Annotated in this window: 20 protein-coding genes; 7 read left to right on the forward strand and 13 right to left on the reverse strand. The window is 73.9% G+C overall.

Annotation, left to right across the window (positions count from 1 at the left end; translation table 11 throughout):
• Window positions 1–17: 17 nt before the first annotated feature.
• On the reverse strand, window positions 18–1,019 hold the full coding sequence (nusA, locus tag ABT048_RS34100; RefSeq protein ID WP_350525464.1) for a transcription termination factor NusA: 1,002 nt from the start codon (window positions 1,017–1,019) through the stop codon (window positions 18–20).
• 55 nt (window positions 1,020–1,074) lie between these two features.
• A complete protein-coding gene (rimP, locus tag ABT048_RS34105; RefSeq protein ID WP_350525465.1) occupies window positions 1,075–1,614 on the reverse strand; it encodes a ribosome maturation factor RimP in 540 nt (179 codons plus the stop codon).
• Between the two features lie 293 nt (window positions 1,615–1,907).
• Here rimP and ABT048_RS34110 point away from each other — a divergent pair, with 293 nt between their 5' ends.
• Both ABT048_RS34110 and ABT048_RS34115 read left to right on the forward strand, forming a co-directional pair.
• Entirely contained in the window at window positions 1,908–2,954 is a 1,047-nt protein-coding gene (locus ABT048_RS34110) for a ferritin-like domain-containing protein (RefSeq protein WP_350525489.1), read from the forward strand.
• A 69-nt stretch (window positions 2,955–3,023) separates the two neighbouring features.
• Window positions 3,024–3,947 (forward strand): aminoglycoside phosphotransferase family protein, encoded by a 924-nt coding sequence (locus tag ABT048_RS34115; protein WP_350525466.1) that lies wholly within the window; start codon window positions 3,024–3,026, stop codon window positions 3,945–3,947.
• A 25-nt stretch (window positions 3,948–3,972) separates the two neighbouring features.
• On the opposite strand, the gene ABT048_RS34120 is transcribed toward ABT048_RS34115, so the two are convergent.
• The 5 genes from ABT048_RS34120 to dxr form a co-directional block, all read right to left on the reverse strand.
• A complete protein-coding gene (locus ABT048_RS34120; protein ID WP_350525467.1) occupies window positions 3,973–4,521 on the reverse strand; it encodes a GNAT family N-acetyltransferase in 549 nt (182 codons plus the stop codon).
• Window positions 4,522–4,597: 76 nt separating this feature from the next.
• Window positions 4,598–5,473, reverse strand: a complete 876-nt coding sequence (locus ABT048_RS34125; RefSeq protein WP_350525468.1) for a GNAT family N-acetyltransferase — start codon at window positions 5,471–5,473, stop codon at window positions 4,598–4,600.
• Window positions 5,474–5,639: 166 nt separating this feature from the next.
• On the reverse strand, window positions 5,640–6,800 hold the full coding sequence (ispG, locus tag ABT048_RS34130; protein ID WP_350525469.1) for a flavodoxin-dependent (E)-4-hydroxy-3-methylbut-2-enyl-diphosphate synthase: 1,161 nt from the start codon (window positions 6,798–6,800) through the stop codon (window positions 5,640–5,642).
• 143 nt (window positions 6,801–6,943) lie between these two features.
• Window positions 6,944–8,248 (reverse strand): M50 family metallopeptidase, encoded by a 1,305-nt coding sequence (locus tag ABT048_RS34135; protein ID WP_350525470.1) that lies wholly within the window; start codon window positions 8,246–8,248, stop codon window positions 6,944–6,946.
• A gap of 80 nt (window positions 8,249–8,328) precedes the next feature.
• Window positions 8,329–9,573 (reverse strand): 1-deoxy-D-xylulose-5-phosphate reductoisomerase, encoded by a 1,245-nt coding sequence (gene dxr, locus ABT048_RS34140; RefSeq protein ID WP_350525471.1) that lies wholly within the window; start codon window positions 9,571–9,573, stop codon window positions 8,329–8,331.
• Between the two features lie 105 nt (window positions 9,574–9,678).
• Here dxr and ABT048_RS34145 point away from each other — a divergent pair, with 105 nt between their 5' ends.
• Window positions 9,679–10,347, forward strand: a complete 669-nt coding sequence (locus ABT048_RS34145; RefSeq protein WP_350525472.1) for an SDR family oxidoreductase — start codon at window positions 9,679–9,681, stop codon at window positions 10,345–10,347.
• 166 nt (window positions 10,348–10,513) lie between these two features.
• Here ABT048_RS34145 and ABT048_RS34150 read toward each other — a convergent pair whose 3' ends face one another.
• The 3 genes from ABT048_RS34150 to ABT048_RS34160 all read right to left on the reverse strand — a co-directional run bounded on the left by ABT048_RS34150 (window position 10,514) and on the right by ABT048_RS34160 (window position 16,122).
• A complete protein-coding gene (locus tag ABT048_RS34150) occupies window positions 10,514–11,956 on the reverse strand; it encodes an aldehyde dehydrogenase family protein (RefSeq protein WP_350525473.1) in 1,443 nt (480 codons plus the stop codon).
• 347 nt (window positions 11,957–12,303) lie between these two features.
• Window positions 12,304–13,872, reverse strand: a complete 1,569-nt coding sequence (locus ABT048_RS34155; RefSeq protein WP_350525474.1) for a PucR family transcriptional regulator — start codon at window positions 13,870–13,872, stop codon at window positions 12,304–12,306.
• Window positions 13,873–14,049: 177 nt separating this feature from the next.
• Window positions 14,050–16,122, reverse strand: coding sequence for an ATP-binding protein (locus tag ABT048_RS34160; protein ID WP_350525475.1), 2,073 nt, complete (start codon window positions 16,120–16,122; stop codon window positions 14,050–14,052).
• A gap of 242 nt (window positions 16,123–16,364) precedes the next feature.
• On the opposite strand from ABT048_RS34160, the gene gabT reads away from it, so the two are divergent.
• Together gabT and ABT048_RS34170 are read left to right on the forward strand one after the other, a co-directional pair.
• Window positions 16,365–17,720: a 4-aminobutyrate--2-oxoglutarate transaminase gene (gabT, locus tag ABT048_RS34165; protein ID WP_350525476.1), complete on the forward strand. Its 1,356-nt coding sequence runs from the start codon at window positions 16,365–16,367 to the stop codon at window positions 17,718–17,720.
• Between the two features lie 516 nt (window positions 17,721–18,236).
• The gene (locus ABT048_RS34170) at window positions 18,237–18,893 is read left to right on the forward strand and encodes a phosphatase PAP2 family protein (RefSeq protein WP_350525477.1); all 657 of its coding nucleotides are present in this window, start codon (window positions 18,237–18,239) and stop codon (window positions 18,891–18,893) included.
• Here ABT048_RS34170 and ABT048_RS34175 read toward each other — a convergent pair.
• Window positions 18,866–19,198, reverse strand: coding sequence for a DUF2218 domain-containing protein (locus ABT048_RS34175; protein ID WP_350525478.1), 333 nt, complete (start codon window positions 19,196–19,198; stop codon window positions 18,866–18,868). The genes ABT048_RS34170 and ABT048_RS34175 overlap by 28 nt on opposite strands.
• A gap of 168 nt (window positions 19,199–19,366) precedes the next feature.
• Here ABT048_RS34175 and ABT048_RS34180 point away from each other — a divergent pair, with 168 nt between their 5' ends.
• Window positions 19,367–19,975 (forward strand): MarR family winged helix-turn-helix transcriptional regulator, encoded by a 609-nt coding sequence (locus ABT048_RS34180; protein WP_350525479.1) that lies wholly within the window; start codon window positions 19,367–19,369, stop codon window positions 19,973–19,975.
• On the opposite strand, the gene ABT048_RS34185 is transcribed toward ABT048_RS34180, so the two are convergent.
• The gene (locus ABT048_RS34185; protein ID WP_350525490.1) at window positions 19,866–20,807 is read right to left on the reverse strand and encodes an EamA family transporter; all 942 of its coding nucleotides are present in this window, start codon (window positions 20,805–20,807) and stop codon (window positions 19,866–19,868) included. The two genes, ABT048_RS34180 and ABT048_RS34185, sit on opposite strands and share 110 nt — an antisense overlap.
• A 214-nt stretch (window positions 20,808–21,021) precedes the next feature.
• On the opposite strand from ABT048_RS34185, the gene ABT048_RS34190 reads away from it, so the two are divergent.
• On the forward strand, window positions 21,022–21,948 hold the full coding sequence (locus ABT048_RS34190) for a LysR family transcriptional regulator (protein ID WP_350525480.1): 927 nt from the start codon (window positions 21,022–21,024) through the stop codon (window positions 21,946–21,948).
• Window positions 21,949–22,023: 75 nt separating this feature from the next.
• On the opposite strand, the gene ABT048_RS34195 is transcribed toward ABT048_RS34190, so the two are convergent.
• The gene (locus tag ABT048_RS34195; RefSeq protein ID WP_350525481.1) at window positions 22,024–22,791 is read right to left on the reverse strand and encodes a ZIP family metal transporter; all 768 of its coding nucleotides are present in this window, start codon (window positions 22,789–22,791) and stop codon (window positions 22,024–22,026) included.
• Between the last annotated feature and the right edge of the window lie 240 nt (window positions 22,792–23,031).

Genomic DNA, 23,031 nt, shown 5'->3' on the forward strand with positions numbered 1-23,031 from the left:
ACGCACGACCGGTCGGGCTATTCCCGGCCGCCGTCCTCCGACTGGCCCTCGGTGTCCGGCCGGATGTCGATCCGCCACCCCGTGAGACGGGCTGCCAGACGGGCGTTCTGCCCCTCCTTGCCGATCGCCAGCGACAGCTGGTAGTCCGGCACGATCACCCGGGCGGAACGCTGGGCGGCGTCCACGATCTCCACGCTGGTCACCCGCGCGGGGGACAGCGCCGCGGCGACCATCTCGCGGGGGTCCTCCGACCAGTCGACGATGTCGATCTTCTCGCCGTGCAGCTCGCCCATCACGGCGCGCACCCGGGAGCCCATCGGACCGATGCAGGCGCCCTTGGCGTTCAGCCCGGCCCGGCGGGACCAGACCGCGATCTTGGTACGGTGGCCGGCCTCGCGGGCGATGGCGGCGATCTCCACGCTGCCGTCCGCGATCTCCGGGACCTCCAGCGCGAACAGCTTCTTCACCAGGTTGGGGTGGGTGCGCGACAGCGTCACCGAGGCCCCGCGGACCCCGCGGCGGACCGCCACCACGTAGCACTTCAGTCGGGTGCCGTGCCGGTAGTCCTCGCCCGGGACCTGCTCCTGCGGCGGCAGGATGGCCTCCAGCTTGCCGATGTCGACCAGCACGTTCTTCGGGTCGTTGCCCTGCTGGACGACACCGGTGACGATGTCGCCCTCCTTGCCCGCGTACTCGCCGAAGGTCTGGTCGTCGGCGGCGTCGCGCAGGCGCTGCATCATCACCTGGATGCCGATGCTGGACGCGATCCGGCCGAAACCGTTCGGGGTGTCGTCGAACTCCTTCGGCTCGACGCCCTCGTCCAGCTCCGTCGGGTCCTCCATGGCCCACACGGTGACGTGGCCGCTCTTGCGGTCCAGGTGCACCCGGGCGCGGCGGCGCGAGCCCTCGGTGCGGTGGTACGCGGTGAGGAGGGCGGACTCGATGGACTCGACCAGCAGGTCGAAGGGGATGTTCTTCTCGTTGACCAGCGTGCGCAGGGCACTCATGTCGATGTCCACGGCTACGCCTCCTCGTCTTTCGTCACGTTCGTCATGGTCGTACGGCACCCGGGGGTCACTCGGCGCCGTCGTCCCCCTCGTCGAAGTCGGCGGCCTCGTCCAGGAGCTTCTCGTCGTCCTTGCGGTTGAACTCGACCTGGACCCGGGCCCGGGCCACCTCGCCGTACTCCAGACGGCGCTCCTTCGGGCGGCCGCGCCCCTTCACCGGCTGCACCTCGACCAGCGCGCCGTCCTCGTCGGCCTCCAGCACCCGGGCGACGATCTCCCCGCCGTCGACCAGGTGGATCGCGGCCAGCCGGCCCTCGGCCCGCTGCCAGTGCCGGGGCAGCACCAGCGGACGCTCCGCACCCGGCGAGCCGACCTCCAGCAGGTAGGCGTCGTCCCCCATCAGGTCCGACTCGTCCAGGGCCTCGCCGACCACCCGGCTGAACTCGGCGATGGTGTCCATGTCCACGCCGCCGTCGGTGTCGACGTCGATCTGCACCTGCCGGCGGCTGCCCGCCTTGGTGACCCTGACGTCCTCCAGGTCCAGTCCGGCCTGTGCGGCCAGCGGCTCCAGCAACGCTCGCAGCCGGTCGGTGTGGGTGGTGCTCATCCGGGTGGACTCCTCGGCCGCGTCTGCTGTTGTCAGAAGGTCGCCCCGCGCCCTCGGCGCCACACCGGGTCACGGCAGCTCGGCCCAAAGCCTAGCCGGTGAAGCCCCCAACCACCGATTCCGGACCACCCCCGACCGCTCGCACGCCACCCACTGCGAGCAAGCTCACACGTGCCCACCCGTGGCCCGGTGTACCCGAACCGGGCCACGGAACGTGGGGATTCTGTAATCATTCACGCCAACGAGGTCCGGCGGGGAGGCCGCCCTCCCGTACACGCCCCGGAGTGACCCCGATGCAGCCGCACAGCCGACGGACCTTCCTGGCCCTCGGACTGCTCACCCTCACCGCCTGCACCGCCGACCACACCGGCCCCGCCTCCGGCACCGGGGGCCTGCGCCCCGACCCGGACACCCCCGTCCGCCTCCGCGCGATCGCCGCCACCGACGCCCTCCTCGCCGGGTACGACACCCTGCCCCCGCCGCCCGGCGTCCGGAGCGCCGACCTCCGCGCGGAGGTCGCCCGGCAGCGCGCCGCCCTCGCCGAAGGCCTGACCGCCGCGGCCGTCCCCTCGCCGCCCGTGACCACCGCTCCCACGTCCACCTCTCCCTCCCCCGCCGGTCCCTCCCCGGCAGGTCCCTCCCCCGCCGGTCCCTCCCCGGCAGGTCCCTCCCCCGCCGGTCCCACCCCCGCCGGTCCCGGCCTGGCCGAGCTGGAGCGCAGGACCGGCGAATCCCACCTCGCCGACCTGGAGGCCGCGAGCCCGTCCCTCGCCCGTCTGCTCGCCTCCGCCGCCGCCGCCAACGGCGTCCACGCGGCGATCCTGGGCGCCCCGGCCCCACCGGCGCCCGCCCGCGCCACCGCCTCCCCCTCGGCCACCCCCGCGCCGAGCCCCACCCCCGCGGCCCTCACCGCGCTCCAGAACGCCCTCGGCGCCGAACACGCCGCGGTCTACGGCTACGGCGTCGTCGGCGCCCACCTGCCCGGGGACTCCCGACTCGCCGACGCCCGCACGGCCTACGCCGCCCACCAGGCCCAGCGCGACACCTGGCAGCGTCTGGTCGCCGCCCTCGGCGCCGCCCCCACCCCCGCCGCCGGCGGCTACCGGCTGCCCTTCCCGGTCGTCTCCGCCGCGGACGCCGCCGGGCTCGCCGCCCACCTCGAAACCCGCCTGACCACCGTCTACGCCGACCTGGTCGCCGCGGTCCCCGCCCCGCACCGGCTCACCGCCGCCCTCGCCCTGCGCGACTGCGCCCTCCGCGCCCACCGCTGGGGCGCCCCCGACCAGCCCATCCCGGGCATCCAGGACCAGGCCCCGACCCCCTCGCCCACCGCCGGCTGAGGACCGGGAACCGCGACACCCGCCCGCCCGAGCACCCCGCCCGCGCCGCCGAAGCCCGACAATGGACCCATGTCGGGAGCCGCACCCACCATCACCGTCCCCACCTGGCTGACGGACACCGTCACCGCCACGCAGGGCGAAGCGGGCCGCCAGTGGCTCGCCGCCCTCCCCGCCCGGGCGGCCGCCCACCTCGCCGCCTGGGACCTCACCCTGGAACGCGTCCTCGACCCCGGCGGCAGCCTGAGCCTGGTCGCGTACGTCCACCGCGACGACCTCTCACCCGCCGTCCTCAAGGCCGGCCTGCTCACCCCCGAGACCGCCCACGAGCACGCGGCCCTCACCCACTGGGCCGGCCGCGGAGCCGTCCTCCTCCTCGACGCCGTCCCCTCCGAGGGCGTGCTCCTCCTGGAACGCCTGCACGGCGAGATCCCGCTGCGCTCCCTCGCCGAGCCCAAGGCCATGCTGGAGGCCACCAGCCTGCTGCACCGGCTCTGGGTGGAACTCCCCGGGGAACACCCCTTCCCCACCCTCGCCCAGCGGGTGGCCGCCACCGCCGACCGGGTCGTGGAGCAGCGCGCCCACCCCGCCGCCGCGGAGGCGCAGGCCCTGGTGGACGAGGCCCTGGAGACCGCCCGGAGCCTGGCCGACTCCGCCGAGGAGTCCTTCCTGCTGCACGGCGACTTCCACCACGGCAACGTCCTCGCCGCCGACCGCGCCCCCTGGCTGGCCATCGACCCGCGCCCCGTCGTCGGCGAGCGCGCCTACGACCTGGCCCGCCTCGCGCTGGACCGCGCGGACACCCTGCTCGGCTCCCCCGGCATCCCCGCCGCCGTCCGCCGGCGCCTCCACCAGCTGTCCGACGCGCTCGACGTGGACCAGGAACGCCTGCGCGGCTGGGCCCTCTTCCGCTCCGTCGACCTGGCGCTGCGCTCCCTCGCCGCGGACCGCCGCGAGGACGCCGAACTCCACCTCGAACTCGCCGGCTCGCTCTGACCGCGCTCCGTCCGGACGGCCCCGCTCAGCCCTCCGACCTCCGCAGCGGCAGCCGGGCCCCCATCACCGCGTACAGCCGCTCCGTCGCCGGGAAGCGCACCGCCCGCGCCAGGTCCTGGTACCCGAGCGCCCGGTACAACCGCCGCGCCGGCGTCTCCGCGTCGATCGCCGACAGGATGCTCCGGTCCAGTCCCGAGCGCTCGCACAGCGTCCGGATGAGCCGCGATCCGACGCCCTGCCCCTGGAACTCCGGCAGCACGTGCAGTTCGGTCACGGCGAAGACGCCGTCCAGCCAGTCCGCGTGCCCCCGGACGGTCAGGTAGGGCTCGATCACCGTGCTCCACCAGTGCTCGCGCTGGTTGGGCATCCCGTACCCGAAGCCGACCAGCCGCCCCTCGCTCATCGCGCCGAACGCGATCACCCCCGGCTGCTGGGCGTGCCGCCCGACGATGTGCAGCCGTACCGCGACCTCCTCGGGCGCCAGCCCGAACGCCACCGCCTGGACCTCCAGCGCCTGCGGCGCCCAGGCCGCAAGGTCGATGGCCCCGATCGTCACCCCGGTCAGCTGATCCATGCTCCGGACGTTACTACCAGCGGCCCCGCGACGCGGCGGAAGATCCGAACACGGCGGTCCGGTGCGGACGACGGCCTCAGAACAGCACGCTCATGAACGCCCCGACCTCCCGGAACCCCACCCGGCGATAGGCCGCCCTGGCCCGCAGGTTGAAGTCGTTGACGTACAGCGACACCACGGGCGCCACCTCTCGCAACGCGATGTCCAGGACGGCCGCCATCCCCGACTTCGACAGCCCCCGGCCCCGGTGCTCCGGCGCGACCCAGACGCCCTGGATCTGGCAGGCGCCCTGCGTCACGGCCCCGATCTCCGCCTTGAAGACGACCTGCCCGTCCTCCCCGAACCGCGCGAACGACCGCCCGGTGGAAACGAGTTCGGCGACCCGGGCCTGGTAGAGCAGCCCGCCGTCCCCCGCCAGCGGCGACACCCCGACCTCCTCGGTGAACATCGCCACGCAGGCCGGCATCAGCGTCTCGACCTCGTTGCGGTGCACCCTGCGGACCAGCGGATCCGGCGCGATCTCCGCCGACGGCACCGAGGTGGCCAACAGCGGCTGGTGGCCGCGGACTTCACGCGCCGGGCCCCAACTGCGCTCCATCAGCGCCCAGAACCCCGCGGTGGCCTCGGCCGGCCCGACGATCGAGGAGCAGCGCCGCCCCTGCCGGCGGGCCCGCTCGGCGAAGGCCGCGACCGCCTCCGGCCCGGCGTCGACCAGGACCAGGTTCGCCCCGGCGTAGCAGAGCGCGTCCAGCGCGCCGTCCCCGTCGTACCAGCCCCACATCTCCCCGCCGAGCCGCCACGGGTCGAGCCCGACGGCCTCGACGCGGGTCGCGACGAAGGCGTTGGCGACCGGGTCGCGGTGGAGGATCTCCAGGGCGTCCGCGAGGTCGGGCGGCTCCAGCACCCGGGTGGTGGCCAGGGCCCGGGCGGCCTGGAAAGAGCTCGGGAGCATCACACCTCGATCGAGCATCGAGACAGCACCTCACTGAGACGACTCTGGCCGCACCCTACTCCGTGGCCCCACCCGGCTACGGCTGCGGGGCCGTCCACGAACGGACGGCCCCGCTTCCGGAAGACTTCACGCGGGCATCCCCGCGCCATCAGGACACGCTACGGGTTCACTCGCCCGCGACGACGGTCGGCGCCCCCGCCTCGACGCCGGCCGCCTGCATCTGCTCGGCGAGCTTGAGCGCCTCCTCGATCAGGGTCTCGACGATCTTCGACTCGGGGACGGTCTTGATGACCTCGCCCTTGACGAAGATCTGGCCCTTGCCGTTGCCGGAGGCGACGCCCAGGTCGGCCTCGCGCGCCTCGCCCGGACCGTTCACGACGCAGCCCATGACCGCCACCCGCAGCGGCACCTCCATGCCCTCCAGGCCGGCGGTGACCTCCTCGGCGAGCTTGTAGACGTCCACCTGGGCGCGGCCGCAGGACGGGCAGGAGACGATCTCCAGGCCGCGCTCGCGCAGCCCGAGCGACTCCAGGATCTGGTTGCCGACCTTGATCTCCTCGGCCGGCGGGGCGGAGAGCGAGACCCGGATGGTGTCGCCGATGCCCTCGGCCAGCAGCGCGCCGAAGGCGACCGCCGACTTGATGGTGCCCTGGAAGGCCGGACCGGCCTCGGTCACGCCGAGGTGCAGCGGGTAGTCGCAGGCGGCGGCGAGCTGGCGGTAGGCGTTGATCATCACGACCGGGTCGTTGTGCTTGACCGAGATCTTGATGTCGCGGAAGTCGTGCTCCTCGAACAGCGAGCACTCCCACAGCGCGGACTCGACCAGCGCCTCCGGGGTGGCCCGGCCGTACTTCTCCATCAGGCGCTTGTCGAGCGAGCCGGCGTTGACGCCGATCCGGATCGGGACGCCCGCGTCCTTGGCGGCCTTGGCGATCTCGCCGACCTTGTCGTCGAAGGCCTTGATGTTGCCCGGGTTGACGCGCACGGCCGCACAGCCGGCGTCGATCGCCGCGAAGACGTACTTCGGCTGGAAGTGGATGTCCGCGATGACCGGGATCTGCGACTTCTTGGCGATGATCGGCAGCGCGTCGGCGTCGTCCTGCGAGGGCACGGCGACCCGGACGATCTGGCAGCCGGACGCGGTGAGCTGGGCGATCTGCTGCAGCGTGGCGTTGATGTCCGAGGTCACGGTGGTGGTCATCGACTGCACCGAGATCGGGGCGTCGCCGCCGACCGGCACGTTGCCGACCATGATCTGCCGGGAGTGCCGGCGCTTGGCGAGCGGCTTGAGCGGCAGGGACGGAATACCGAGCGAGATCGCGGTCATGTGCGCAGGGTTCCCCGGGGTAGAGGTGTGGTCGACCGCCCGGCCGTTGGGACGGCCGAGGCCGGGTGCGCTGACGTCGCGCACCCGGCCTCAACGGTACGGCACGGCAACGGGCCCCAGCACACCCGCCGTACCCGAACGCCCTAGCTGATCTTCACCGGGTTCACCAGGTCGGCGACCATCACCAGCAGCGTGAAGCCGATGAAGATGCTGGCCACGACGTACGCCACCGGCATCAGCTTGGCGACGTCGAACGGGCCCGGATCGGGCCGCTTGAACAGCTGTGCGAATCGGCGGCGGACCGCCTCCCAGACCGCGCCGGCGATGTGGCCGCCGTCCAGCGGGAGCAGCGGCAGCATGTTGAAGAGGAAGAGCGACAGGTTGATGCCGGCCAGCAGGTTCACGAAGAACGCGATCCGCTGGGTGCCGGGGATGTCGAGCGAGAAGACCTCGCCGCTCACCCGGGCGGCGCCGACCATGCCGATCGGCGAGTCCGGATCGCGCGGGGCGTCGCCGACGACGGCGTTCCACAGCCCGGGGATCTTGCCCGGCAGAGCGACCAGCGACTTCACCCCGCCCTCGGCCATGTCGTACATCCGGTCGAGCGACTGCCCGAAGCCCAGCCGGACGACACCACTCGCCGGAGTGAATCCGAGGAACCCGGCCTGGATGGTCTGGCCCTTGATCGGGACGTTGTTCCCGTCGTACTTCTGGACGTCGTTGACGGCGATGGTCGGGTTGAGGGTGACCTGCTGCCCGTCCCGCTGGACCACCACGGGGACGGTCCGCCCGGCCGACCGGCGGATGTCCGCCTGGAGCTGGTCGTAGGTGCGGATCCGGTCGCCGTCGAAGGAGACGATCTTGTCCCCGGCCTTCAGCCCGGCCTGCGCGGCCGGCGTCTGCGGGGCGCCCGCCGGGCAGTTGTCGGTCGGCTGGCCCGCCTTGACCACGCACTGCGCGACGGTGCTGACCGTCGGCACGTTCATGGAGACGCCGAAGCCCATCATGACCGTCAGGAAGAGCCCGAACGCCAGGACCAGGTTCATGAACGGCCCGGCGAACATCACGATGACGCGCTTCCAGGGCTTGCGGGTGTAGAAGAGCCGGTGCTCGTCCCCCTCCTGGAGCTCCTCGTAGGAGGCCTCGCGGGCGTCCTCGATCATGGTCCGCCAGGGCGAGCTGCTGCGCTTGGTGATCCGGCCGTCATCGCCCGGCGGGAACATCCCGATCATCCGGATGTACCCGCCGAACGGGATCGCCTTGATGCCGTACTCGGTCTCGCCCTTGCGGCGCGACCAGAGGGTCGGGCCGAAGCCGACCATGTACTGCGGCACCCGGATGCCGAACAGCTTGGCCGTGGAGAGGTGGCCGAGTTCGTGCCAGGCGATCGAGATGAGCAGCCCGATGACGAAGACCAGGATGCCGACCACCGTCAAAACCGTTGCCACCGCTGGTCCTCCGTCATGCCGCTCCGCTCATCGTCTCGTCCTACCGCTATCGAGGCCGTCAGTCCGCCGTCGGCCGACCGTCAGCCGGCCGCCAGCTCGCGGGCCCGGGCGCGCGCCCAGTCCTCCGCGTGCAGGACGTCCTCCACCGTCAGGGAAGTTCCCGGGGCCGCCGACCGACCGTCCTGCTGTCCGTGCTCGGCCACGACCTTGGCAACAGTGTCCACGATTCCGGTGAAGGCGAGGCGGCCCTTCAGAAATGCCTCCACACACTCCTCGTTCGCCGCGTTGAACACGGCCGGGGCGGTACCGCCCAGGGTGCCCACCTCACGCGCCAGCTCCACCGCCGGGAACGCCACGTCGTCCAGCGGGAAGAACTCCCAGGTGGCGGCCTTCGTCCAGTCGCAGGCGGGGGCGGAGTCCGGCACCCGGTCCGGCCAGCCCATGCCCAGCGCGATCGGCATCCGCATGTCCGGCGGGCTGGCCTGCGCCAGCGTCGACCCGTCGGTGAACTCCACCATCGAGTGCACCACCGACTGCGGGTGGACCACGACCTCGATCCGGTCGAACGGCACGTCGTACAGCAGGTGCGCCTCGATCACCTCCAGGCCCTTGTTGACCAGGGTGGCCGAGTTGATCGTGACCACCGGGCCCATCGCCCAGGTCGGGTGCGCCAGCGCGTCCTGCGGGGTCACCCCGGCCAGCTGCTCACGGGTGCGGTTGCGGAACGGGCCGCCGCTGGCGGTGACCACCAGCTTGCGCACCTCGGCACGGGTCCCGCCGGCCAGCGCCTGGAACAGCGCCGCGTGCTCGGAGTCCACCGGCACGATCTGGCCCGGCTTCGCCACCGCCTTCACCAGCGGACCGCCGACGATCAGCGACTCCTTGTTGGCCAGCACCAGCACCCGGCCGGCCGCCAGCGCGGCCAGCGTCGGCCGCAGGCCGATCGACCCGGTGATGCCGTTCAGCACCGAGTGGCACTCCACGGCGGCCAGCTCGGTCGCCGCGTTCGGGCCCGCCAGCACGGCCGGCAGCGGACGGCCCGCCGCCTTCGCGGCCAGCGCCTCGCGCAGCGCCGGCTCGGCCGCGGGATCGGCCACCGCCACGGTGTGCACACCCAGCTGCAGCGCCTGCTCGGCCAGCAGCTCCACCCGGCCACCGGCCGCCGACAGGGCGACCACCCGGAAGCGGTCCGGGTTGCGGAGCACCACGTCGATGGCCTGGGTGCCGATCGACCCGGTGGAGCCGAGGATCACCAGCTCCCGGGGGCCGGAGGGGTCCGCCACGGTGGGCGTGAAGCGCAGCTGCGGGTGGGCGAGCGAAGTCATGGGCCCATTGTGTCCTGTCCGCGACCGCACCGGTCCCCGGCACCTCCCCGGTGCTCCGCGGGCTTCCCCAGGACGAGGCGGCACCCCCGGGCTACCGTCGGAGCCATGCGCACCGTCATCGCCGGGGGCCACGGACAGATCGCGATGGAACTGGAACGGCTGCTCGCCGCCCGCGGCGACCGCCCCGCCGGGATCATCCGCCGCCCCGAACAGGCCAGGGACCTGATCGACGCCGGAGCCGAGCCGCTGCTGCTCGACCTGGAGGCCACCACCGCCCCCCGGCTCGCCGAACTGCTCACCGACACCGACGCGGTGGTCTTCGCCGCCGGAGCCGGACCGGGCAGCGGCGCCGCCCGCAAGAACACCGTCGACCGCGACGCCGCCGTCCTGCTCGCCGACGCCGCCGAAATCGCCGGCGTCCGCCGGTACGTGATCGTCTCCTCGATGGGCGCCGACGCCGCCGCCCACCACCCCGCCGACGAGGTATTCGAGACCTACCTGCGCGCCAAGGGCGCCGCCGACGACGCGGTACGGGCCCGGACCGCGCTGGACTGGACGGTGCTGCGCCCGGGGCGGCTCACCGACGGCCCCGGCACCGGCCTCGTCCGGCTGGCCCCCTCGGTCGCCCGCGGCGCGGTGGACCGGGCCGACGTGGCCGCCGTCCTGGCCGCCCTGCTGCACGAACCCGGCACCGCCGGACTCACCCTGGAGCTGGTCGCCGGGAACGCCACCGTCGAGGAGGCCGTCGCCGCCGCGGCCGGGCACGACGGCTGAACGCGCGCAGGGCCCGGTTCGTCGAACCGGGCCCTGCGTCAGCGGATCACTCGATCGGTCGATCGGTCGGCCAATCGGCCGGATGGCCGGTCGGCCGATTCGGCGGTCGGCCGATTCGGCGGTCGGTCGGTTCAGCGGTCGAACCGACCGACCGGGATCGAGTCGATCAGAGGTCGAGGCCGGTCAGGACCAGCACCTTCTCGACCGTGTAGTCGTCCATCGCGTACTTGACGCCCTCACGGCCGACGCCGGAGTCCTTCACACCGCCGTACGGCATCTGGTCGGCGCGGTAGGACGGCGCGTCGCCGATGATCACACCGCCGACCTCCAGCTCCCGGTGGGCGCGGAAGGCGGTCTGCACGTCGTGCGTGAACACGCCCGCCTGCAGGCCGAACGCGGAGTCGTTGACGGCGGCGAAAGCCTCGTCCACGCCGTCCACCTTGTGCAGCGACAGCACCGGGCCGAACACCTCGGCCTTGGCCAGGATCGCGTCCTCGGGCAGCTCGGCCAGCACGGTCGGGGCGTAGGTCGCGCCCTCGCGGGTGCCACCCGTCAGCACCTTGGCGCCCTTGGCGACCGCGTCCTCCACCCAGGACTCCACGCGCTTCGCGGCGTTCTCGTCGACCAGCGGGCCGACGTCCGTCGCGGAGTCGTTCGGGTCACCGGTGACCTGCGCCTTGACCTTGGCCACGACCTTCTCCACCAGCGCGTCGTACACCGACGCGTCGGCGATCACCCGCTGCACCGAGATGCAGGACTGGCCGCCCTGGTAGTTGGCGAACATCGCGATCCGGGTGGCCGCCCAGTCCAGGTCGGCCTCCGAGGACCAGTCCGCGAGGACCACGGCCGCGGCGTTGCCGCCCAGCTCCAGGGTGCAGTGCTTGCGCGGCACCGAGTCCATGATCTGGTAGCCGACCTTGTCCGAACCGGTGAACGAGATCACCGGCAGGCGGTCGTCCTGCACCAGCGCCGGCATCCGGTCGTTCGGGACGGTCAGGATCGACCAGGAACCGGCCGGCAGGTCCGTCTCGGCCAGGATCTCGCCCAGCACCATCGCGGACAGCGGGGTCGCCGGAGCGGGCTTCAGGATGATCGGGGCGCCGACCGCGATCGCCGGGGCGACCTTGTGGGCGACCAGGTTCAGCGGGAAGTTGAACGGGGCGATGCCCAGCACCACACCGCGCGGGAAGCGGCGCACCACCGCGAAACGGCCCACGCCGCCCGGGTCGGTGTCCAGCCGCATGGTCTCGCCGTTGGTGCGGCGCGCCTCCTCCGCGGCCCAGCGGAAGACGGACACCGCGCGGCCGACCTCGCCGCGGGCCCACTTGATCGGCTTGCCGTTCTCGGCGGTGATCAGCTGGGCGAGCTCCTCGGTGCGCTCCGCCAGCCGCTTGGCCACGTGGTCCAGGGCGGCGGCACGCTGGTGCGCCGGGGTCGCGGCGAACACCGGCAGCGCGGCGACGGCGGCGTCCAGCGCCTCCTCGACCTGGGCCTCGGTCGGGATGCTCACCTTGCCGACCAGACGGCCGTCCCAGCTGTTGTGCACCTCGAAGTCGGCGTCACCGCTCGCCCGGCGGCCGGCGAGCCAGAAATCGTACGTGGTGGTCACCGTGGTACCGGCCCTCTCCTCGTCGTCGTACGGCCCGCACGGACGTGGGACCAGAACCCGAGGGTAGGTGGGTCGGCGCGCCGACCGGATTGGCCGACTAGGAGCGTTCGGGTCCGGGGCCACTCCACCGCGTCCAGCGGAGCGCCCGAGCGGGCGTTCGGGCGGGTGTCCGAACGAGTCCGGGGCGGGTGTCCGTGCGGGCCTCGGGGCGGGTGTCCGTGCGGGCCTCGGGGCGGGTGTCCGTGCGGGCCTCGGGGCGGGTGTCCGTGCAGGCCTCGGGGCGGGTGTCCGTGCAGGCCTCGGGGAGCGGTGCGGCAAGGCTTTCGGGCCGGTGCCGGCCGGGTGGTCTACTCCTCGCCGGAACGGAGGGCCAGCCAGAGCTCCATCCGCACGTCCGTGTCGTCCAGCGAGCGGCCCAGCAGCTCCTCGACCCGCCGCATCCGGTAGCGCAGCGTGTGCCGGTGCACCCCCAGGTCCGCCGCGGCCGCGTCCCACTGGCCGTGCCTGGACAACCACGCCCGCAACGACGCCACCAGGTCACCGCGGGCCGTCCGGTCGTGCTCGCGCAGCGGCCGCAACAGCCCCTCCGCGAACGCCGTCACCGCGTCCTCCCCGAGCAGCGGCAGCAGCGAACCCGCGCCGACCTCCTCGTGGTCCACCGCCCGGCGGCCGCCGCGCAGCGCCACCGCCAGCGCCCGCTCGGCCTGCGCGTGCGCCGTCCCGGCCTCCTCCAACGCGGCCGGCGCCGACACGCCCAGCGACAGGCCCTCGTGCTCCTCCACCACACCCAGGCACGCCCGGTGCACCGCGCCGTTGTCCAGCGCCAGCACCATCAGCCGCGGCCCGTGCGCGCCGTCCTCCCGCGCCACCAGCAGCTTCTCGCCCACCCGGGAACCCGCCTGCTCCGCCCGGTCGCCCAGCTCCCCGAGCGCCTCCGCGGCATCCGCGTTCCCCGCACCGGCACCCGCCACCAGGACCCGTATCGTCCCCTCCGGCAGACCGCCGAACAGCCCCGCCGCCACCTGCCGGGCCGTCACCACCTCACCCGCCAGCACCATCCGCAGCAGCGCGGCGCCCATCCGCTCCTCCGCCTGCCGCAGCTCGCGCGAGCGCTCCAGGGTGAGGGTCAGCAGCGCCACCGCCGCGTTCAGCACGTACCGCTCGGTCGGCGTGATCCGGTCCTCGGTCCCGACCGCGAGGAAACCCCGCGCCCGCCGGTCCGCCCCCAACGACTGGACGACCACGTAGTCCTCGTCCGCCGTGTCTATCCCCGGCGCGCGCCCCTGCAGCGCGGCACTCGACGGCGCCGGCCGCCGACGCAGCCGGTCCACCTCCGCCGCCAGCCGCCCGGCCCGCCGCGCCGCCCAGTCCGGCGCCACCACCGACAGCGCGCCCGACCCGTCGTACAGCGCCGCCCAGCCACCCAGCCGCGCCGCCAACCGGCGCACCACGGCCGTCGTACCGTCCTTGCCCAGCGCCGCCCGGGTCAGCTCCTCCTGCGCCTCGAAGCTCGTCGTCACCGCCTCGTACTGCTCCGCGGCCAGCGCCGCCGACACCACCTTGCTGATCGCGATGAACGGCGTCGGCTCCGGCACCCGCAGCAGCGGCAGCCCCCGCTGCGCCGCCGCGTCCACCAGCGGCTGCGGCACCTCGGTGTGCGACAACCCCACCCCGAGCCCCAGCCCCACCACCCCGGCATCGGCCAGCCGGTGCACGTACGCCTGCAACTGCGCCGCCGTACGGCCCAGCTTGATACCGGTGGTGAGCAGCAGCTCGCCACCCTCCAGGAACGGCGTCGGGTCGTCCAGCTCACTGGTGTGCACCCAGCGGACCGGCCGCTCCAGGTGGTCCGCGCCGGCGAGGACCGTCAGATGGAGCGAGCTGTTGCGGACGACGGAGGCGAGTGTGGGGGGCATGGCACCTTCGGGGGATCGACCTGACCGCGCCATTGCGGCCGGGCGAGGAGAGGGGCGTGGGAATGGTGAGGGTCTCTCCCCTTCATTATGGACGCCCCGGACAACCGGCACTGCCGAATCCACCTCGAAGGCGACTTCCACCCCTTCTCCCGCCGCGCCCTGGGGCCCGCCCGGAACTCACCCCCGCAGATCCACCAGCAACGGCGGCACCTGCTCCCCCGACACCGCCGTCAACGACACCACCGCGTGCCCCGCCGGCAACGCGTGCGCCAGGTCCGACGGCGACCACCGCAGCCGCTCCACGTCCCGCGTCGTCACCGACTCCGTCTGCGCCGTCGTCCCCGACAACGCCTTCCGCCCGACCCGCCCCGCCCGCCGTATCACCCCACCGGAGGTGTCGGGGGTGTGGGTGACCGCCGTCTCCTGCACCAGGTGCGTCCCCCAGGCCTCCGAGAACAGCCGCCCGTCCCACGGCGCGATCCCCGGGAACGCCATCCGGCAGCCGACCGCGCCGAACAGCGGCGCCCGCAGCGCCTCCGGCAGGTCCACCAGGGTGCGCAGCAACAGCACCGCGCCCGCGTTCGCACCGCGCATCCGCTGCAGCCCGCGCACCGCGGTGGCGTCCAACGCCGCCGAGGCGTCGTCGACCACCAGGCCCGCGAACAGCGAGCGGTCCTCGCGGACCCCCGCCGCCTGGACGAACTGCCCCACGACCAGCCGGGACAGCATCCGGGCCACCTCGGGGTGGCTGCGCTCGGGCAGCTTCACCCGCACCCGCAGCGGATGGTCCAGCACCCGCATCGCGAACGGGGGCCGGCCGGTGCCGTCGGTCGTGAAGGCACCCTCGAAGGCGGGCCGGTCCAGCAGCGCCAGCCGGTCCGCCAGCAGCGCCCCCGGGTCGTCCGCCCGGTCCCGCTGGCGCTCGCGGTACTCCAGGTCCCGCTCGTGCAGCGCCAGCCGGCCCGCCGTGCCGAGCGCCTTCACCAGGGCCGCCAGCGCGTCCGGATCACCACCCAGCAGCGCCCGCAGCTCACGCACCCCCGGGTAGCGGCCGTACGCGGCGTGGAACGGTCCCACCACCTGCTGCAGCGCGGTGCGGGCGTTCTCCGCGCGGGCGGTCAGCTCTTCCGGCAGCAGCGCCTCGGCCAGCCGGGCGGCCCCCTCGTCCGGGTCCCGCGCGGCGCCGTAGAGGTCCAGCCCGTACACCGAGGACAGGTCCCCGGGCGCGATCACCACGTCGTACCAGGCGTCCGGGCCGAGATCGGCGTCGGCTGACCCGACCACCACCGCACACGCGGTGCCGGCCAGCGCCTGCAGGCACAACGCCTCCGCCACCGGCCGGGCCAGCCGCGCGGTCTTCCCCGTCCCGGCCGGGCCCACGGCCAGCACCGAGGTGCCCAGCAGCGCCGGATCCAGCGCGAAACCGGCCGCCCGGTGGCTCAACGGGTTCTTCGGCACGTCCTGCGCGGTACCGAGCCGGACCTGACCGAGCAGCAGATCGTGCTGCTCGGCGCGGCCGGGCAGCACACGCGCCTCGGAGGGGTGGGCGAAGGCCGCAGCGCCGCGGGCGGCCACCTGCTCGGCGAAGGCCGGCACGAACACCGGGTCCGCCTGCGCGGACTCCCAGGCGCGCTGGATCCGCACGTAGTCGACGTCCCCCACGGTCTCCGCGTCGAGCCGCGCCGCCGCGTCGGCCGCGCCGCCCTGCCGCAGCCCGTCCCACGGGTCCTGCCGCCGCGCCGCCTCGGCCGCCGCCGGGGCGTCCTCCTCGGCGCGCTGCTCCTGCGTCACCGTCCGCGACAGCAGCGGCGCCACGTACCGGCGCCACACCTCGGGCCAGCGGCCCATCCGGCCGAAGACCTTGATGACAGCCGCTGCAACCACGAGGTTGACGGAGAGGCCGACAACGGTCACCAGGGTCTCGGTGGGGTGTTCGACCCAGACGGTCATCACGATCACGTGGAGCACCAGCTGGGTGCCGTAGACGAAGGCCAGCCAAGCCACCACCGCGTTGAGCCCGGCCCGCAGCAGCAGCGGCCAGGTCTCGACCTTGGCCGCCTCCGACCGCTCCGGGTCGATCCGGCGGTAGCCGAGGCGGTAGACGCCCGGTTCGGCTTCGGGGCGCGGAGCGCAGGCCCAGGCGGGGAGGTCGAAGGAGGAGGGGGAGGCGCCGGGCCGTTGGTGGGGCAGGGGGGTCGGGGGTCTGGTGGTGGTGCGCTCGCCGTGGTGGTGTGACCCGTCCTGTGCCATGTACGGCCCCGCTCCCTCGCCCGCCCCGGCCCGACCGCCGTCGGTGCCGCCATACCCATGCCGCCGTACCGGCGACACGCCCGCGCTCAGGGTAGTGGAGCGGGGCCTGCGGGTAGTCGCGCAACCCGCGCTGGCCGCGCAGGACAAGTCGGACGGCGCACTGCTACCGAGTGGCGCATGCCTGGGCGGGGAGGGCGGCCGTAGCCTGCGAACCACCGAGCCGAGAAGTCTGGAGAAACCCCATGAGCGCCGCAACGCCGCTCCCGCAGGAGCGCCGTCTGGTCACCGCGATCCCCGGTCCGAAGTCGCAGGAGCTGCAGGCCCGCAAGCTGGGTGCGGTGGCGGCCGGCGTCGGCACCACCCTGCCGGTGTACGTGTCCCGTGCCAACGGCGGTGTGCTGGAGGACGTGGACGGCAACTCGCTGATCGACTTCGGCTCCGGCATCGCCGTGACCAACGTCGGCAACAGCGCCGAGGCCGTGGTGGCCAAGGCGAGCGAGCAGCTGGCCGCCTTCACGCACACCTGTTTCATGGTGACCCCGTACGAGGGTTACGTGGCCGTCGCCGAGCAGCTGAACGAGCTGACCCCGGGTGACCACGAGAAGCGCACCGCGCTGTTCAACTCGGGCGCCGAGGCGGTCGAGAACGCGGTGAAGATCGCCCGCGCCTACACCAAGCGCACCGCCGTCGTGGTGTTCGACCACGGCTACCACGGCCGTACGAACCTGACCATGGGTCTGACGGCGAAGAACATGCCGTACAAGCAGGGCTTCGGTCCGTTCGCCCCGGAGATCCACCGGGTGCCGGTGGCCTACCCCTACCGCTGGCTGACCGGTGCGGAGAACTGCGCCGCCGAGGCCGCCGCGCAGGCTATCGACATCATCAACAAGCAGATCGGCGCGGAGAACGTCGCCGCGATCATCATCGAGCCGATCCAGGGCGAGGGCGGCTTCATCGAGCCGGCCAAGGGCTTCCTGCCGGCGATCGTGGAGTACGCGAAGGCGAACGGCATCGTGTTCGTCGCGGACGAGATCCAGACCGGCTTCTGCCGCACCGGCCAGTGGTTCGCGTGTGACGACGAGGGCATCGTCCCGGACCTGATCACCACCGCCAAGGGCATCGCCGGCGGTCTGCCGCTGGCCGCCGTGACCGGCCGCGCCGAGATCATGGACGCCGCGCACGCCGGCGGCCTGGGTGGCACCTACGGTGGCAACCCGGTGGCCTGCGCGGCCGCCCTGGGCTCCATCGAGACGATGAAGGAGCTGGACCTCAACGGCAGGGCGCAGCGGATCGGCGAGGTCATGCTGGGCCGCCTGCGGGCGATGCAGGAGAAGTTCGACGTGATCGGCGAGGTCCGCGGCCGCGGCGCGATGATCGCCGTCGAGCTGGTGAAGCCGGGCTCGAAGGAGCCGAACCCGGAGGTCACCGCCGCGATCGCCAAGGCCTGCCACGCCGAGGGCCTGGTGGTCCTCACCGCCGGCACCTACGGCAACGTGCTGCGCTTCCTGCCGCCGCTGGTGATCCCGGAGCACCTGCTCACCGAGGGTCTGGACATCATCGAGGGCGCGTTCGCGCTCCAGGGTGTCACTGCCGCCTGATCGAGGCGCCACCTGCCCGCCGGAGGGATGTCCGGACAGCGCTGAACGGCCCGTGGGGACCTCTGGTCCGCACGGGCCGTTCGGTTGTGCGGGGAGGCTGTTCGCGGGCCCGGCACGGCGGCCGGGCATGATCGACGGGGGACCCCGGGGGTTGCCCGGGGCGGGGTGAAGATGATGTGCGGAATCGCTGAAGGCACTCGGCGTGGAAGGGCTGTTGACGTAGTGTCATCGCAGATGGACAGCGAGCCTCAGCCATTGGCGGAGCCGTCCGCGGAGCCTCCCTCGGGGGTGGGTCCGCGCGCGCCCCGCGAGGACAACCAGGCCGCCCCGGGAGGGGTGGTGCATACCGAAGGCCGATCGACCGACCGTCCGACCCACACCCCCCGGGGCGCGCGGAACGGCGATCATCAGAGCCGCCCCGGAGCTCTCCCCCCTGCTCCGGGGCGGCTGTCCGCTGTCCCGGTCCGGTCGGACCGGCGGTCCGCCGGACCGGCCCGGGCGGCGCGGTCGTCGGCCGTGCCGGTGGTGGTGGCGGTGGTGCTGCTGGCGGTGTCCTGGCAGGTGGCGGTGGCCGGGCCGCTGCTCGGGCTGGACCGCTGGGTCCGCCGGGCCGTGCACACGGCTCGCCGCGATGTCCCGAGCGCACTGTTCGACCACCTCGGCCACGCCCTGTCGGATCTGGGCAGCAGCGTCCCGGCGATCCCGGCGCTGCTGCTGGCGGGCGGGTCGGCCGCGTGGTGGTGGCGCCGGTCCGGGGCCGGTCGCTGGTGGCTGCCGCTGCCGGTGGCGGCGCTGACGGCGGGGCTGATCCCGCTGCTGGTGGTCCCGGCGAAGGCGGCCTTCGCCCGGCCGGGCCCGCTCGGGGATCCGCTGACACCGGAGCAGTGGGGCTGGTACCCGTCCGGGCACACGGCGACCGCGACGATCTCGTACGGGGTGGCGGCGCTGCTGCTGGCACGGGTGTCGGGGCCGCGCGCCGCCCGGGGGCTGGCGGCGGGCGCGGCTGTGCTGGCGCTCGGGGTGGGCTCGGGGCTGGTGTGGAGCGACTTCCACTGGCTGCTGGACGTGGTGGCCAGTTGGTGCCTGGCCGTCCTGGTGCTGTGGCCGCTCGACCGGTGGCTGCCCCGGCCGGAGGTCGGGGGGCGTCAGGCCTCGGGGTCCTCGTTGCGGTGAACCAGGCCGGCCTCGCCGTTGTCGCGGTGCCACTCGACGACGAGCTCGTCGCGGGCGCCGAAGCGGACGAGGTGGCGGCCGACGACGTCCTCCAGGCCGGGCAGGTTCTCGCGCTCGCCCTCGACGGTGAGCAGCAGCGCGTCGGGCTGCGCCTCCAGGGTGGCGGTGCCGGCGCCGAAGACCAGCGTGCCGCGGCCGGTCTCCTCGGAGTAGGCGGCCTCGATCTTGCGCCCCATGTGGGCGGCGAGCTGCTTGGCGTACCGGCCGGGGCGGTCGGTGGTGACGCGTGCGGTGGAAACGGGCATGGGCCCTCCAGGGTGATGGAGGGGACTTAGGGTCCCCTCAGTTGACGCCTACGCTAACGCAGATACTGAGCTAAGCTCAACATATTTCTCCGACCGTCGTCGGCCGACCCACCGGGAGCGCCGGACCGGTCGCTAGGCTTGGCCGGACACCAGCCGAGGAGACCGCCGATGACCACCACGCCGACCGACGACCCGGCGGACTCCTCCTCCGACCCCCGGCCCTGCTCCCCCGGCTCCCCCGAGTCCCCCGCGTTCGGCGGTTCCGCCGACTCCGCCGGTTCCGCCGACTCCCCCGCCTCCGCCGCCGAACTGGCCGACGCGATGACCAGGGCGATCAAGCGGATCCGCCGCCAGACCGGCTGGCGACTGGAGCCGTACGGCATCACCCCCGGCCAGGCCCGGGCGCTGCGCACCCTCGCCCACGTGCCGGGCTGCGAGACGCCGGACCGCGCGATGCGGCTGAGCGACCTCGCCGACAAGCTGCACATCGCCCCGCGCTCGGCCACCACCGTGGTCGACGCGCTGGAGGAGGCCGGTCTGGTCGAGCGCAGCCCCGACCCGGCCGACCGGCGGGCCGTGCGGATCCTGCTGACCGAGGCCGGTCGCGCCGCGGTGGAGCGGATCGGACAGGTCCGCGACGAGGTGGCCCAGGAGTACTTCGGCGAGGTCAGCCCCGCCGACGAGGAGGTGCTGCTGCGAGTGCTGCGCTCCGCCGAGGCCCGGTTCCTCGCAGCCGGGCCGCCACGGCGCTCGGCACCCCCGGACGCAGCGCGGTGATCCCGATCCCGGCGATCACCAGCAGCGCGGCCGCGGCGGCCGCCGGAGTGACCCGCTCGCCGAGCAGCAGCCAGGCCGAGGACATCCCGAACACCGGCACCAGCAGCGAGTAGGGCGCGACGGCCGTGGCGTCGTAGGTGCGCAGCAGGAAGCTCCAGGCGACGAAGCCCAGCAGGGTGGAGACGAGTCCGACGTAGCCGATCGCGCCGAGCCCGGCGGGGGTGATGTCGCGCAGCGCGCGCAGGTCCGCCCCGGGGCCCTCGACCAGCAGGGACAGGCCCAGCAGCGGCAGCGGCGGGACGGCGCTGACCCAGACCATCCAGCGCAGCGCGTCCGGCGGCGCCGCCTTGCGGGTCAGCACGTTGGCCAGGCCCCAGGCGACGGCCGCCAGGACGACCAGCACGAAGGCGCCCAGCGGGCCGCCGGCGCCCTGGTCGTACGCGCTCAGCGCGATGCCCGCGAAGGCGACGGCCAGGCCCAGCAGCCGCTGCCCGCCGGCGCGTTCGCGCAGCAGCACCGCGGCGAACAGCGCGGTGAAACCGGCCTGCCCCTGGAGCACCAGGGAGGAGAGGCCGGCCGGCATCCCGGCGTGCATGCCGAGGAAGAGCAGCCCGAACTTGACCACGCCGAGCACCACGCCGACCGCCACCACCCAGCGCCAGGCCACCTTGGGCGGGCCGACGAAGAAGACCGCCGGCACGGCGACGACGGCGAACCGCAGGGCGCAGAAGAGCAGCGGCGGGAAGTTGTCCAGTCCGACGTGGATGAGGACGAAGTTGAGGCCCCAGACGGCGGCCACCAGGACGGCCAGGGCGATGTGGGGCGCGCTCATGCCCCTGCCGCCCGTCGCCGTACCGCTCGTGCTCGGGTTCGCGTTCGCGTTCGCGTTCGCGTTCGCGCTCATGGTCGTGCTCGTGGTGCCGATGGCGCCGGCGCTGCCGGTGCCGCGCGCGGCGGCGGGTGTCGCGGTCATGGGTCGAGCATGGCGGCGCGGAACCGTGTAGCACCAGCGATGAATACTGAAGGAGACACTTTAGGATCGCTGCATGATGGACTTGGGGCGCCTGCGGGCGCTGCACGCCGTGGCGGTGCACGGCTCGGTCGGCGGGGCGGCGGCCGCGCTCGGCTTCACGCCCTCGGCGGTCTCGCAGCAGATCGCCAAGCTGGAGCGGGAGACCCGGACGGTGCTGCTGGAGCGGCAGGGCCGGGGCGTGGCGCTGACCGACGCGGCGCGCGAGCTGGCCCGCACCGCGCAGACCGTGCTGGGGCTGGTGGAGCAGGCCGAGGTGCGGCTGGAGGAGCAGCGCGGCCAGGCGGTCGGGCGGCTGCTGGTGGCCGCGTTCGCGTCCGGGGCGCGCGGGCTGATGCCCGGGGTGCTGGCCGATCTGCGGCGGCGTTGCCCCGAGCTGGACGTACGGCTGCTGGAGCGCGATCCGTACCCGGCGGCCGATCTGGTGGCCCGGGGGGAGGTCGACCTGGCACTGGTCCAGGACTGGCCGACCGTGCCGCTCCCGGTGCAGGACGGGGTCTCCCGGATGGAGCTCGGGACGGACCCGGTGGACCTGCTGCTGCCCGCCGACGACGAGCTGGCCGCGCTCGACCCGGTACCGGTGGAGCGGCTGTGCGGGCAGCGCTGGATCAGCGTGCCGCCGGGCAACATCTGCCACGACTGGCTGGTCCGCACCCTGCGCGAGGTCGGGGAGGAGCCGGACGTGCGCTACCAGGTCGGCGAGTTCGAGACGCAGATCGCGCTGGTCGCGGCCGGTCTCGGGATGGGCCTGGTGCCGAAGCTCGGGCGGGGGCCACTGCCGCCCGGGGTGGCGGCCCGCCGGGTGACGCCGGAGCCGAGCCGGCGGGTCTTCGCGCTCTGGCGCTCCGGAGCGTCCCGGCGGCCGGCCATCACCGAGGCGCTGGCCGCGATGCGGGAGGGGTGGGGGCGGCTGCAGTCCTCGGGGGGTGCGGAAGTCCGCTGACCCCCGGACGGCCGGGTCACCCGGCCTCCCTGCTGCCTCGGCTGCCTCCGCGGCCTCCCGGCTACCTCGGCGGCCTCACTTGGCGAGGCCGATCACCAGCCACATGAAGCCGACCCCGGCGAGGGTGCACAGCAGGGTGGTGCGGGAGGGGTGCGGGCTGTGCGCCTCGGGGAGGATGTCGGAGGTCGCCAGGTAGAGCAGGAAGCCGGAGAAGAAGCCCAGGTAGAGGCCGAGCAGGTGCTCCGGGATGGTGAACGCCAGGGTGATCGCGGCGCCGGACACCGGGGCGATCGCGTCGGCCGCGAGCAGCGTCAACGCCCGGCGCCGGTTGTTCCCGTACAGCCGGGTGATCGTGTAGGTGTTGAAGCCGTCGGCGAAGTCGTGGGCGACCACCGCGATGGCCACCACGGTGCCGACCGTGGTGCCGGCCTGGAAGGCGGCGCCGATCGCGAAGCCGTCCATCACGCTGTGGCCGACCAGCGCCAGGGCGGCCGTCAGCCCGACGCCCTGGTGCCCGGCGCCGTGGGCGTGCCCGTGGTGGTGGCCGCCGTGGGTGTGCTCGGCGTACTCGCCCTCGTGGCCGCGGTGGATGGCCACCGCGCGCTCGACGACGTGGATGGTGAGGAAACCGGCCGCGAACATCAGCAGTGCCTGCGGGACGCCGTGCACCTCGCCCGGCGCCTGGTCGATCGCCTCGGGCAGCAGGTCGAAGGCGACCACGCCGAGCATCAGTCCGGCCGCGAAGCCGAGCACCAGGTGGCGGCGGTCGCCGGTGCGCTGGGCGACGAAGCCGCCGATCAGGGTCATCAGGAACGCCCCCGCGGCGACCAGGACGGCGGTCATCGGGCCGCCTCCGTCGCAGGTGCGGCCGGGTGGCCGGTGCCGCCGTGTGGTCTGCCGAGCGCTCTGCCCATTCCTCTCCCCCTGGGGTCCGCCCGTCGCCGGGCCGACCGCCGACCGTACCGGACGGCCGTTCGACGGCTGTCGACCGGGGTGCCGGGCGGGGCCGGGGCCCGTTCCCCAGCCTCGGTCCGGACGTGGCGGGACGCCCGCCGGACGGACTGTCGGGGTGATGCCGCTGGT

This window comes from Kitasatospora sp. NPDC096140, assembly GCF_040303045.1.
Classification (GTDB): Bacteria; Actinomycetota; Actinomycetes; order Streptomycetales; family Streptomycetaceae; genus Kitasatospora.